General features: G+C 59.1%; 3 protein-coding genes. 1 reads left to right on the top strand and 2 read right to left on the bottom strand.

Annotated features, from left to right (window positions below):
* Nucleotides 1-4,875, bottom strand: a 4,875-nt coding sequence (locus AC2TC0_RS05325) for an MBG domain-containing protein (RefSeq protein ID WP_484716484.1), incomplete at its 3' end; no start/stop codon positions are given.
* A 57-nt stretch (nt 4,876-4,932) separates the two neighbouring features.
* Nucleotides 4,933-6,633, bottom strand: coding sequence for a ShlB/FhaC/HecB family hemolysin secretion/activation protein (locus tag AC2TC0_RS05330; protein ID WP_484716485.1), 1,701 nt, complete (start codon nt 6,631-6,633; stop codon nt 4,933-4,935).
* Nucleotides 6,634-7,754: 1,121 nt separating this feature from the next.
* Here AC2TC0_RS05330 and AC2TC0_RS05335 point away from each other — a divergent pair.
* On the top strand, nt 7,755-14,840 hold the full coding sequence (locus AC2TC0_RS05335; protein ID WP_484716486.1) for an autotransporter-associated beta strand repeat-containing protein: 7,086 nt from the start codon (nt 7,755-7,757) through the stop codon (nt 14,838-14,840).
* Nucleotides 14,841-15,025: the final 185 nt, after the last annotated feature.

Raw genomic sequence — 15,025 nt, forward strand, 5'->3', positions numbered from 1 at the left:
GACCCTGTCGCCGTTGACCAGACCAACCCCGGTCGCCGAACCGCTCAGCGGATTGGCATCACCGTAAATGCGGCTGAGCGGGTCGGCGGTGATCGTCAGGCCGCGCGGGGTGACCGCCAGCTGGCTGCCGACATAGGTTAGCGCGTAATTGCCGCCTGCGCTCAGCGAGCCTTGCGTGATAGCATAGCTGCCGACATTGCTCGTGGTGGTCGCCGTGGTTGCCAGTAGACCGGTCAGCGTGTCGCCATTGACGAGGCCGGTGCCCGCGCCCGCCGCACCGACCCGGTAGGTCAGCGCCGGATTGGCGTCGCCGTAGATGCGGCTGAGCGGGTCCGCGGTGATCGTCAGCCCGCGCGGCGTTACCGTCAGCTGCGCGCCGGTGTAGGTCAACGCATAGTTGCTGCTGGCGCTCAGCGAGCCTTGCGTGATGTCATAGCTGCCAACGTTGCTGGTGATGGTCGCCGCTGTCGCCAGCAGGCCCGTCAAGCTATCGCCATTGACCAGACCCGCGCCACCAACCTGATGCGTCAGCGCCGGATTCGCATCGCCGTAGATGCGGCTCAGCGGATCGGCGGTAATCGTCAACCCGCGTGGTGTCACCGCCAACTGCGCGCCAGTGTAGGTCAACGCATAGTTGCTGCTGGCGGTCAGCGTCCCTTGTGTGATGTCATAGCTGCCGACGTTGCTGGTGATGGTCGCCGCTGTCGCCAACAGGCCGCTGAGCGTGTCACCATTCACCAGCCCCGCACCGCCCACCCGATAGGTGAGCGCCGGATTCGCATCGCCGTAGATACGGCTCAGCGGGTCCGCCGTGATCGTGAGCGGGCGTTGCCCTACTAACAGCTGCGCGCCGGTGTAGCGCAAGGCATAGTTGCTGCCGGCAGTCAGCGTGCCTTGGGTGATCGCATAGCTGCCGACGTTGCTGGTCGTCGTGGCCGAGGTTGCCAGTAGACCGGTCAGCGTGTCGCTATTGACGAGGCCGGTACCCGAACCCGCCGCACCGACTTGAAAGGTCAATGCCGGGTTGGGATCGCCGTAGAAGCGCCGTTGTGGACGCGAGACGACCGTCAGACCGCGGGGTGTCACCGCCAGCTGGTTGCCAATATAGGTCAACGCGTAGTTACTACCAGCGGTCAGCGAGCCTTGCGTGATCGCATAGCTGCCGACATTGCTCGTGGTGGTCGCCGTGGTCGCCAATAGACCGGTCAGCGTGTCGCCATTGACGAGGCCGGTGCCCGCACCCAGCCCGCCAACCTGATACGTCAGCGCCGGGTTGGCCTCGCCATAAATCCGGCTCAGCGGGTCCGCGGTGATGGTCAGGCCGCGCGGGGTGACTACATAGGAGCTCGGAACATAGACATAACGGTAACGACTGTCATTGGCGCGCACGTCGCTGCCGGTGATCGGATAAAGGCCTACATTACTGGTCGGCGTAACCGATGCAGAGAACACACCCGGGGAAATTATGCTATCGGCCGATTGGTAAATACCATCGGCTTGCCGCAGCCCTAAAAATTGAACATTTATTGGCGCTTCAGCGCCGCCATAGACGCTGGTTCCGTCGGTTAGAATAGCGACAACCCGGGATACGCGAAACAGCTCTGGATAATATGCTGTTGTCGACAGGTTGTTTTGACCAATCTGGTTTGGCGGTGCCCAGGTGTTGGTAAAGTCAAAGCCAAGCCAGGTTGTTCTGAATGCGTTCAAATCCTGAGCCTGCCCGGTTGCTAGCCCCGTTCCGCCTCCGGCACTGATTGCTATACCGGTTGTTTGGATGTCCCAATAACTGCTGCTGATGGACGAGGCGGAGCCAACGTTGCCAACCAAGCCCCCGGTCGAGTTTGTGCCGGTAACCAAACCCGTTGCATATGCGCGAACAATAGAAGAATTTGATCCAGTATTTGCGCCAACCAATCCGCCGACACCGAATGTACCGCTTGTCGCTCCTGTCGCATAAACATCTTGCAGACGCCCCTGATTGAAACCTGCCAAGCCTCCGACAAATGACCCGCCCGTTACTTGATTGCTCGAATATGACCGGGAGACAACACCGCTGGCTTGTATCTGACCCACCAATCCGCCGGTTGCGTTCCCACCTCTGATACTCCCCCCCACAACGCCAATGTTCGTGATCGTGCCCGACAAATTTGCGACCAATCCTGCGGCCGCAGCCGTTGGCCGATTGACGAAGAGGTTCTTAATGAGATTTCCGCCCCCATCTAACAATCCGTTAAAGCCCGTGACCGCTCCGAAAATGGGGAAAAAGCCGCCACTGCCCCAGATACCTGCTGGATTGGCAGCCGCTGTAGCTGCGGCATCGATGTCGTTGACGATGCGATAACTGGCCGACGGGAGGATATTGATCAGCTGCAACTGATGAAGATTTTCAACCAATCTTACCCCGGTTACCGGATCCGGCCTAGCAGCCTCCCAGCGCCCGATAGGCCGCAACCCAGAAATTAGCCCTAAGCCGTCGCCCTGATACCATTGATTCACAAAGTCGAAGCCGACATAGCTCGACGCTTGCCGAGACTGGGCCGTTGTCAGGCCCGTGCCACCAAAGCTTGAAATTTGCCCCGATGTTCCGATATCCCAATAGGAAGCCGTAACCGCGCCGCCGGTCCGGCGCCCGACCAGCCCTCCGATCTGGGTGCTGTTTCCGGTGCCGCGCACGGCTCCACTCGACCAGGTCTGGTTAACCGATCCACCGTTGATATAGCCAACCAACCCCCCAACCGAAGTCGATCCCGTCACGTCGGCGAACGCATACGAAAAGTTCAGCGAACCGGTCGATGTCAGAAGGCCGACGACGCCGCCAACCTGGTTGCGACCTTGAACCGATGAATTCTCCACATCTACATTCGCGATGGCACCTGCCCCGGAACCGACAAGCCCGCCAACATTGTCCCGGCCAATGATCGACGCGTTGCTCAGAATAATATCCTGGACCGCACCGATAATTCCGTCCGTTCGACCACCCAAACCATAAAGGCCAATTAAGCCCTGATTATCTACGGTCGGGCGATTAATGGTTAAATTGGTAATCCGACGACCATTTCCAAGCAAATCCCATTGCCAAGAAGTGCCATTCGATCCGAGGGGCCGGAAGCCCTGACCGCCATTCCAAGTCGCGGTTACGCTGGCATCGATATCCCGCGTCAGCTCGGAGTCGGCAGGGATACGTGGGTTGAGCTCAAGCAAACCCTGAAGGCCATAGATATCTTCAATTCTGAAGCGAATGGTGTCTCCATTGCCACCCCTATTTCTAATAAAGGCCGTTCGTCTCAGATCACCCGTGACCCTGAAATCACGCGCAAAAAAAACTGGCAATCCATTCGGTCGGGACTGGTTGAAAAACCCGTTCTGTAGATTGAACCGGTTGACAATAATCGCGCCATTTGGGTCAACGCTGCGCCCAGAAAGATTCAAATTACCATTCGGCGCGATGATATCGCCGCCAAGCACTATATTGCTTGCCGCAGTTAACGTCAGGGTCGACGACGATTGCCAGCTGATATTAGTGGCGAGACCAATATTCCCTGCCTGGCTTCCCGATGTGCCCGTCGTGATCGAAACATTGGCGGTCGCGAGCGCGTTCACCAGTGACGTTGCGTTGATGACGCTGTTGTTGCCGGTGGGAGTAAAGCCCGACACGTTGCTATTCGCTGCGCTTGAAATCGTTATATTATAGGGGTCGAGCAATAGCGTCCCATAGGTCTGGCCGCGTAAATCGGCCGAGCCTACGTAGTTCAACAGCGCCTTTCCGGACACTTCGGCATCGCCGCCCGTGCCGCCCAGGCTGCGCGCACTGATGGTGCCGCGAAAATCGGTGACCCCGTCGGACCACAGCACAATAGTGCCGCCATCGCCTTCCTGCAGGGAATCGGCGTGGATGGTGCTGGCGGCGTCCACAGATAATGTGCCCGCGCGGGGCAGATCGCCCTGGCCCTGCCAGTCTCCGCCGATCCGGATGCGACCACCACCCAAAGCGCCCGATGCATCAAGGCTTGCCTGGGAAAGCATCATATCCCGGCCGGTGACGGTAATGCTGCCGCCGCTCCCCGATGCGCTGGCAACATCAACTGTACCCGACAAATAAGCGTTGCCGTCCGATCCGGCCACCGACACCGCCTGACGTGCGGCGGACAGGTTGACCACGCGCCTGGCGGCCGCCATCGCCTCCCTCGGCCTGAATGCAACCATGCCGTTATCTAGCGCACCGACACTTTCAATCCCATCCTCGGGCACCGCGACCTGCAAGAACCCGTCACCTGAAAAATCGATCGTCGCGGTCGTCCCGCCAGCCAGCGAGACATGGCCCATGGGAGCCGCGATCAGCCCGGTGTTGCGCACCGTCCCGCTGATTAGCGCGGCATAGCCGCCCGGCGCGATCCGGATTTGGCCGGCGTTGACGATGGAACCGCCAGCCGCGCCAGCAATGACCTGGCGATCGGTGCTGAACAGGGCATCGGGGCTGATATCCAGCGTGGACGCGACTAGGCCGGCGGCGCTGATCGTGCCGGTTTTGGTGATCAATATGCCATTGGGATTGATAAGATAAACGCGGCCGTTGGCGGTCAGATTGCCCGCGATCGTCGATGGGGCCGTGCCGGAAACCCGATTGAGTAGCATCGATTGGGTATTTGGCTGGGCAATGTCGACTTGAGCACCTGGACCGATTGAAAAGCTCTCCCAGTTTATCGCAGCCTTTTGGGTCGCCTGCGTGATAACGAGGCGCCCGCCGTCTACCGATCCGATCGTCGCCTGGCCGATAACAACCGTGCCGCCAGTGGGTGTTGCCGGTTGCTGTTGGGCCATGGCCGATACCGGGACCAGCGTTGTGCTTGCCAATAAAGGCAAAAGGAGGCGGCTCATGGTTCTACCCTCTTCCTCTGTATGCGTCGCACAGGATCGAGGGGGCGGGCATCGTGGTCAAAACTGCGCTTGAAAGGCAAAGGTGAAACGATCCGATAGGCCGCTCTCGCCTTCCCGGTGACCCGTGGCATATTCAAAATTCATCGCGAGATTCGCTAGCGACCTGCGTTGGGCGATGATGAACCGTGCACCGGCCCCAAAGCTGTCGGCATTGGTCACCCGCCGTTCGACCGCTGTGGGCTGTTGCAAACGCACGGCCCCCTGCGCGCCAAAAACATAAGGCACCACTACGCCCAGTAGGGTATTGCTTCTGCGTGCCAGCGGGAATTGTGCTTCGCCGCGAACAACATAGCCATCATCGCCCTGTAGCGCTCCGTTGGGAAACGCCGACAATGTGTTTGGCCCGGCAATGCCGATCTGCTCTGCATTGACCAGCGCCTGACCAAATCCCAGCTGCGCCTCGGCACGCACATTCAGCGCCAGATAACTGGCCAGTGGCTGTTGCACAGCAGCGGCGATCGAGACCAGCTGATAGGACGAGTCCGCACCTTGGCGCGACAGGGGGACTCCACTCGCGGCGGCGTCGCTCGCCGAGCGGGCGCCCAACCCATTGATGCCGAATGAGGCAGACAGGCTGGAATATGCGCGACCATCGCCAGGCAGAGCGGCATCGACATCCCCGGTCAGTCGGACGATGCGCATGCTGTCCCTTGATACGGGCTGGTCGATAGGTGGCCGTAAGCGAATTCGCTCTTCCTGGACATCGAACCCGATTTGCGTCGCCAGGGTTAGCGAACGGCGGCGCACCACCGGATAGCGCAGCCGCCACGCAAGCCGTTCAAATTTGCTGGCAAAGCCAATGTTCAGCGTCGACGGGCGCGGAGCGGCACGCGCATCGGTCGCCTCGAAATTGGCCGTCAAGCCATTGTCGCCAATCGGCACCACAATCCCCGCTGCCAGCGCCCGATTGCGCGGCGTGGGATCAAGGAAGCTGGACCCCTTGTCTAGATTGGGCAGGCCATTGACCCTCAGATAGACTTGCTCGCCAAGGCCAAGCCACCCGTTCAAATTCAGGCCCAGCGACACTGTATAGCGACCAAGCGGATCCGACAGCGTGTTATCCACCGACAGCGATCCGCTGACCGGCCGGGAGGTGGCGGTGATGATGAGCGTTGTCGTCTCTTCAACTTTGCCCTCACGCAGGGTCGACTGAAGCTGCAAACCAGGCACATCCGCGGCGATGAGCAATTTGCGTTCAATATCGCCAAGCGTAATGCCACGCTGGCCGACAAGCGGCGTCAGCAGTGACCGGACGCGTCCTACCAATCGCGAAGGGACAGCGGACAAATCAAGATCAGCGATATATCCGTCGATGATAGCGAGCGTTAGCGTTCCCCCATCGGTCAATCGCTGTTCAGGCACAATAACCCGAACGAGAACGTGCCCCGCAGCCCCGAAGGCGCCCTCTAAGTCTCGCACCTCGGCAAAAATCGTCGCGACAGAGACTTTTTTGCCTAAGAGCGCCGCGCGGAAATTGTCCCAGACCGCACTTGGAATTTGAATGTCCGCACCGGTGCCAACAATCGCAATGTCGCCAAGCGAGACCGAAACGGATTGAGCTTCGGCCGGAACATCCTGCGCCCGATCTTCCAATTGGACAGAAGGTGCCTTGACCGACGGCGGCCTGACTTCCGTTGGCGGATTGACCGGAGGCGCTATCTGACTGGCGGTTTGCGCCAGCGCGCGCGATTCAAGCACCGGTGAGCCAAGTCCAGCTGCGATGACGACGATCGCAAAATTGCGCGACACATACAAAGACCGAGCGTCACTTCGCAACGTCAACACACCTTCGATTATTGCCAACCCCAAACCGTAGCCGTGCGCCATCCGCCGAATGAAACAGCACCAATTCTAAGGGTCGCCGCCGCGCCACCCCCAAAACGCATAACTGCATTCAGATGGGATAGCCGTAGACTGTATGAAACACCGCGATAATTAAATAATCTGCAAGTGAGTTTTTCAATTGTCGAGATAATGTCTAAAAATCAAGAATGAGAAAAAATATTCTAATGTTGACATAAAGATAGATAGAAAATGTAGCGCTTATACCATCGCACTCGCGACGTTTTCTGATAATTTCATTTTTCGAAATGGACCTTTTCAATTTCCAGTGTTCCAAAATATTAGAAGTGACCGTAAGTGCTCGATCCAAGGTCCAGATTTTCCAATAAGGGCAGCCATGGCGGCTCCTCGAGCGCCTATCTGCCGCCGCAATCAGCTTCAATGCATCGCGGATGATGTATTATAGCAATATTTTGTCTTACAAGTAAAAATATGTAAAATCAATCTATAATACCAATTATTACTTTTAGTTCCATTATTGGCTGATCAATAATTCCAACTAGGGATTTTTATTTATATTTTAATCTAAATCTCAACGATGAATATTTTAATTTTTGTTCTCAAAAATTTCGCCACTGAATTTTACACCTGAATTTTCTTGCAATTGGCCAACTTCGGGGGGCGGGCCGACTGCCAGGGTTCTGGGCGGGGATTGAAGGAGGCCATTGCCAGCATGTTGAGGCTTTGGCTGGGGGAGGGGGCGTGCATTGTCGATTCCACTTTTCATGTCTGGTTCGGGCCAGGGCAAGGAGGGGTGCGGTCCTGTCGTTAGCGGCCGGGCATACAGCTTTCGGTCGCGAAAGCAGCAGCTCCGCGGCGGTTCGTGGCTTGCCTATTACGTGGTGGGGAGTGCGCTTTCGCTTGGCTGGGGCAGCCAGACCGCGCAGGCCCAGTCGGCCTGCCCTACACAGATAGCCGGTGCCCCGCTGGTCAGCCCAATTGTTGTTGACGCAGGTACAACTTCTCCGGCCCTGAATGTGGGCAACGATAGAGAAGTTCTGGTTTCTTCCGATGCCTTCGTCACCAGTTCGCTTGAGGCTCTCAACCTACCAAATCAGCCGGGGGCCTATGCGATTGACGGAGCCGGTGGCAACAAGATCATCATCTGTGGCACCATCGGCACGAGTGCAGCCCCCCCGGCGCTGCCAGGTGGGGGCGTTCGCGTCGGACCGGACAGCGCCATTCTGGTCTCCAGCGATGGCCTGATCTTTGGAAATCGCGGCGGGCCGGCGATTGCTCCGGGGGTGGAGCTTTTCGGTACCGGGTCCAGCGTAACGGTCGATGCCGGCGGGCAAATCCTAGGGGGATTTGCCCCTTCTATTCGAGGCAATGCGCCGGTAACGGTCACCAACGCCGGCTCGATTGTGGTGAGCGGCGCCGGGGGTTTTGAAACGTCGGCGATCGATCTGACTGGCGGCGTCGGATCTATCATCACCAACAGCGGCACGATCACCAGCGGATCGGCCGCGGCGATCCAGTTGCGCAATGCCCGGGGTGTGGTCGACGGCGTATCCCGGATTACCAACAGCGGAACGATTGTCGGAACCGGTGGCTTCTTTGCGCGCAGCGGCGGGATTTCGCTACGCCGTGGCCTGATTGAGATTGCCAACACCGGCCAGATCCAGAACATTCAGGTCGGCATCAACGCGGATGCGGATGGATTTGCTCCTCAGAGCGGGTTAACGTTGGCAAATCAAGCCGGCAATATCGGTATGGTCATCATTACGGCGTCAAGTCAGGATTTCCGGCCTGATCTGCCCTATGACCTTGACCTGACCAACGCCGCCGGGGCGACCATCGGCTTTATTCCCGGCATTGAACTCGGTACCGGCATCCCGTTGGGCGAAAGTCTGGTCGGCATATCCACTCTGGCGGCCGGACGAAACCGTATCAGCAACGCCGGACTGATACAGGGTACGTTCAATGGCATCCGCTTCGCGAGCGGCAATACCATCATCACCAATCTGGCAGACGCAATCATTCGGAATCCGGACCAGACGATATCCTTCCCCGCCGCGAACGAGGGTTATGCCATTTACGGTGAGGGCTCAATCACGGCTGATGTAGCAAGGCCGCTCATTGACAATAGCGGGACAATTTTTGGCGCCTTTGGCGGTGTGAATACCCGGCTTGGCGACGCGACTGTGATCAACCGGTCGATCCGCGATGCATCGGGTACAGTTATTGGCGGGGGCAGCATTGTTGGCGGTGCATCCGGCGTCACTATTGGCGGCGGATCAATCATCAACGAGGCCGGCGCAACGATCTCTGCTAGTAACGTGCGCTCGCCGGGTTCGAGCGGCTGCATCGAGTTGAGGGAATCTTTCGGTGTCACGTGCACGGACCTTCGCAGCGCGGTGTTCTTCACCAATGCCGGGCTGGTCGGATCGCTGGTCAATGGCGGCACGATCACCAGCCAATCCCGAACCACTTTGCTCTCGTTTAGTCCGCTGAGTCTGTACAATGGCCCTACCGGCCGTATCGAAAATTTCGGGGCGTCCTTTGGCGCCGTGGAGGCCCGCAACGGCTTGGCCGCCGATTTCGTTAATGAAGGCGTGATCCGCTCGTCGGGAACCGTTGTGCAGATTACCGGGACGAGCGGCCAATCGCTTGACCACGACATTATCAATCGGGGCTCTATCATCGGGGTTAACGGCGCGACAGCTTTACTGACGTTCGGCAGCTCAGCGCGGTTTGTAAATGATCTTGGCGCGCTGGTAGAAGGGGGGATCTCGCTGCAGGGGGTCCAAAATATCCCCAATGGAGCGGGAACATCGCCGACCAGCGGGTCGGTTCTGAATAGCGGAACGATCAATGGAGGCATAAATCTTAGTTCTGGCGGTGATGTCGTCAACCAAGCGACGGGATCCATTGTCTCCACCCGGCAAGGTTTTGCAGCGGTTACTGCCTTGGAGTTCTCCAATCCGCTGAATTCATTTTTCAATTTGACAAATAGCGGTACCATTTCTGGGGTCGACCGAGGCATTCACTCGGTGGCCTCGCGCGCTCAGGTAACGATCACCAATCTGACGGGCGGATCGATCATCGCGAACGACCCCAGCAACAGATCTGGGCGGGGTGACGGCATCAATGTGCGCGGCACCTTGACGCTCGTCAATCAGGTCGGGGCTTCGATCGCAGGTAGCCGAGGCGGGGTGGCAGCTCAGTCGGCCATAGATTTTAACAATGCCGGCACAATTTCGGGCGGGCTATTTGGCGTTGATATTTCGAACTTATTGGTTTCCTCTTCGGGCAAGGCTATCTTTCGCAACAGCGGCTCAATTACTACGACGCAGCTATTTGGAGTCCACGCGTTTATCGAAGACGCAAGCCGATTTGAAAACAGCGGGACAATCAGCGGCGGGTCTGCGGGACTTCAGGTTGTCGGCTCGACGACTCGGTCCGTCGAAATATCAAACAGCGGGCAGATTACCAGTTCCTCTGGCGCCGCGGTCAATCTTGTTGGTGGTTCGCTGACGGCGTTGGAGAATTCAGGTTCAATCATCGCCAGTCAGAATGGTCTGGACCTACGGAACATCGCCGACGCAACCATCATCAACCAAACAGGCGGTCTCATCGACACCACCTCTGCTGGTGGCGGCTGGGCGGGTCTTGCCGTGTTTAACGGATCCGGCCTGATCATCAACCAAGCTGGCGCGACGATCAGTGCATCGGCCGGAACGAATGAGGGCGGTGAGTCCGCCATATTCATCGGGTCAGAAGCGGGCTCCGTGCGGGTTGAAAATGATGGCGTCCTGAGCGGCGTCTTTACCTTTTCCGCTTCCAACGCGACCGACCTCGTCAATCGGGGCAGCATTTTGGCCACGCAAGTAACCGATGGCGATGCTATCAACATTCTGCTTGGCGGGGTGTTTCGCAATGAAGCTGGGGCCAACGTCACCGCGACCCGCGACGCCATCTTTGTATTCGACGATGCGGACAATGGCACCATAACCGAAATTCAAAACACCTCGGGCGCAACGATCACAGGCGATTCGGACGGCAATGGTACCGGCCACGCCATTTTTGCTGACGACGGCGGCCAAGTGGTCTCAGGCGTCGAGCGCGTTTTTAATGCGGGCTCCATTGCGGGCGACATATATCTGGGTCTGAACGATGATCGGTTGGAACTGGCATCGACGGGTACGATCACGGGTGACACATCCGGCGGCGAAGGCGTCGATGCGCTGCGGATTGATACGGCGACGGGGTCGACGCGCACGCTTGCGGAAGGGCAGTTTGCTCAGTTTGAAGACATTGTCCTCAACCCGACTACGGGCGCGGCCGGCCGCTATGTGTTGACGGCGGCAGCCGATCCCGCCGCCACGGCGACGCTGGACGCTGGATCGACCGGCTCGTCGGTCACATTGGCACGGGGCGAGCTCAATCTACGCGACACGGCGAGCTCGCTGCGCGCGTCGACAGTGTCGACGGCGGCCGGAACATTGCTGTCGGGCAATGGCACGATTTTCGGCGATACCAGCGTGGCCGGCACGATCGCGCCGGGCAACAGCGTCGGACATCTGACGATCGACGGTAATCTGTCGCTCACCGCGACGTCCTTGCTGGATTTTGAACTGGGCGAGGCCAATGTGGTAGGCGGCCCGCTTAACGATCTGATCACCGTCAATGGCAGCCTCGTGCTCGATGGCCTGTTGACGGTCAGGCAAAGCGCAGGCGGCTCCTTTACGCCCGGCGTATATCGCCTCATCAACTATCAGGGCGGGCTTGGCGCACTTACAGATAATGGCTTGGGCCTCGGCGGCCCGCTTCCCAACGGGCTTTCCGGCGTCGTCCAGACCAGCATCGTCAACCAGGTCAATCTGGTTATCGCCGGCGCGGGAGTGGACATCAGCTATTGGGACGGGATCAATTTCAGCACCAACGGGCTGGTCGATGGCGGCCCCGGCGTGTGGAACAGCAGCAATACCAACTTTACCTTGGCTGATGGCAGCGCCAACGCGCCGTGGGATAACGACATTGGCGTATTTGCGGGTCCAGCCGGGGGCGTGGTCAGTGTTGAAGGTGTGCAGGGGTTTACCGGGCTGCAATTCGTGACCGACGGGTACCGGATTGTCCGCGGGGAAACCGGAGCCGGCCTGACATTGGGCACCGGGGGGTTCATCTTTGTCGATAGCGGCATCGATGCGCGGTTTGACTTGGGAATTGCGGGCAGCGGCGCACTGAACAAGCAGGGCGATGGCCGGCTGATTCTGACCGAGGCAAACGCTTACGTGGGCGGCACGGCGGTCAATGGCGGCACGTTGGCAATTGGTCACAATATTGCGTTGGGCCTAGGCGGGTTGCAGCTAGCCAACGGCACAACGCTACAGGCGTTTACGTCCGGGATGAGCCTTGCCAATGCGGTGTCGTTGGTCGGATCGGGGGCGGTCGTTGCGACAGTCGATACCCAGACATTTGACCTGACGCTTTCGGGGCAGCTGGCCGGCGACGGGCGGCTTGTCAAGGCTGGCACCGGTGCCTTGTCGATTGCGACCAGCGGTCAGCTGGCGGGGGTCGACGTGACCGGCGGCCGCTTCAATCTGGTCGGTACCGCGTCGCTTGATCTGCAAGCATCGTTGACGCTGGCGGATGCGACCGAGCTCAATCTGGCGCAGGGCGCGGTGCTGAATGCCGGGCTACTCGGGGTTCTTGGCGATGCCGGTCGTCAGACCATTACCAGCGCGGGCACGATCAACGGCGCGGTGGCGCTGGGCGATGGTGCTGATGCGATCGACTTGGCGGGCACGATCAGTGGCAGGATCGACCTTGACGCCGGGGATGACACGCTAACGCTGCTTAACAGCGGCAGCATCGGACCGTCGGCAAGCGGCGGTGCGGGCACCGATCGGCTGGTGTTTGCCGTCAATATCGGCGCGACGCGCGCTATCGATGGCCTTACCTTTGCGGCCTTCGAAGACATTGAGAAGACCGCGGGCGGCACCTTGCGCGTTGCCACGAGCACGCTGGCCGGCCAGACCTTGCACGTTGGCGAGGGTGCGCTGGAGCTTGCCGGTAGTAGCGCGGTTACCCTGAGTGGCGGTGCCAGCCTTGTCGGAACAACGCGGCTGGATCTCGCAACGGGCGCAAGCCTTTCAGCGGCCAGCATCGGCGGGGACGCCGCCAGCCAGACCATTACCAACGCGGGCACGATTAACGGCGCGGTGGCGCTGGGTGACGGAGTTGATGCGATTGATATTGTCGGTCGCGCGAACGGAACGATCGATCTGGGCGCGGGCGATGACGGCTTGATCTTGCGCGCTAGTGGCGCCGTGACCGCGGCCGCGCAAGGTGGCTCCGGCACCGATACACTGGCCATCAATACGGCAGCGAGTGCGGATCGTACCATCGACGATGGTATTTTCATCGGTTTTGAAGATATTGCACTCAATACCGATGCCGATGCGCTTGGCCGATTTGTGCTGACGGCGGCGAGCGACCCGCAAGGTAGGGCAACGCTCGATGCAGGGACCGGATTCACCAGCACGATCCGCCTGGCGCGGGGCGAGCTTAACTTGCCCGACGCGGCGAGCTCGCTACGTGCCGCGTCGCTCGACATTGGCTCGACCGCGCTGTTGTCGGGGGTTGGCTCGGTCTATACCGGTGCCGGCAGCACGCCGTCCGGTCGACTGAACGTCGCAGGCACCATTTCTCCGGGCAATGCTATAGGATCTATAGGTACCTTGCGGATAATTGGGGGATACCAGCAGTCTGGGGCCTATGTGGTTGACTATCGTCCACCTGCCGACCTGACGAATATCGTCAATGGTGCGATATTAGGCCGGAATAGCCTGAATACCCCCGGGCTGGCGGCGGGTTCTCAGGATGCCGATCTACTGGTCGTCAACGGTGCGGGAACGCTGACTGGCGGATCGGTCTTGCTAAGGCCGCAGGGTAGTGCCGCGCAGTTCGCGGCAGTGCTGACTGCGCCAGGCAATGATCGCGCCGAAATTCGCTATCAGGTCCTTCATGCCGATGGTGGGCTGGGGAACACCCGATTGGTCGCGCTTTCGGCTGGCGACGCGACGCTGGAATATCCCAGCGCAAACGACGTCGATCTGGTTATTCGTGGCGAGGTGGGGCCCGTGCTCGTTTTGGACGGACCTCCTCCGGAGGTTGTCATCGACCGCGTCATTGGGGATGCGCTTGGCCAACAACTGGCAACCAATTTGCCGCGCACGAGCTATGATTGCGACGTTCCGACCGGCAGTGCAACGTTACCACCTCGGAACACGTGCCTATTTGGCCAGGTTACGCGGAGCCTTGGCTCGTTGCCGACCGCCGCTGTTAGCGACGCGCGCGCGGCAAGCTTCACGCCTGATTCGCTCTACACCGGCTTTTTGCATCGTATTTCAAACAACTGGCGGCTTGGCCTTGGCTTTGGTTACAGCACCACAGATCAACAGCTTCATAGCGTCGATGACTCGGAATCGGAGGGGGCCGCCTTCGCTTTGTTGGTTCGGCGTAACGCAGGCCCAATGCGGTATAGAGCTTCAGCAGGTGGCGGCCTTTACCGAGCAAGATATAGCCGATCTTCGCTGTTCGGGGATGGCCGCTCGCTTACCGGCGCTTTTGACGCCCGCTTTTTTAACGGTACGGTCGAGGCGGAAAGGTGGTACAATGCCAACGAGCAATTGTCATTTGCTCCCCGGGCAAGTGTTGATTGGCGCGTTGAATGGCGCGACGCCTTTGTCGAGACGGGCGATGCACTAGATCGTTTTTCCGCGCGGACCGAGAAAGTAGTAAGGGCACGCACATCGTTTGGCGGCGTTGCACGGATAAAATTCCAGCTTGGGTCGGCCCCAGCTTTTGTTGAACCCGCAATCGCTTGGGATCATGAGCTTGGTGATGTCGTCACATCGGTTACGGGCCAATATGTTGGTCAGCCCGACATTGCCATACAGTCTGCTGTGCGCAGCCTGCCGCGCGACTCGTTTCAGTTCAGCCTGGGCGGAGCAGTCGAGGTATCTGAGCAGGTGATCGTCAGGTTCCAGTATAACAGGATCGACAATGCTGGTCGGTCAGCGCAAAGTGTCGCTCTTAGGTTGTCGGCATCGTTCTGAGAAAATCAGTTGGGTGCTTTTCTGATTGACCGTCCCGACCAATGGTAAACAGCAGCTGACCGCGGCCCCGCGGCTCGCTAAAAACCGTTCCACCTATCTTTAATGTTCAAGGCGGGGCGCAGGCATGCGATACACAGATAGCGAGTATACGCGATATAGATGTGGCGGCCCTAGCCTGATGCCTC

Source organism: Sphingopyxis sp. sgz302558 (assembly GCF_057220455.1).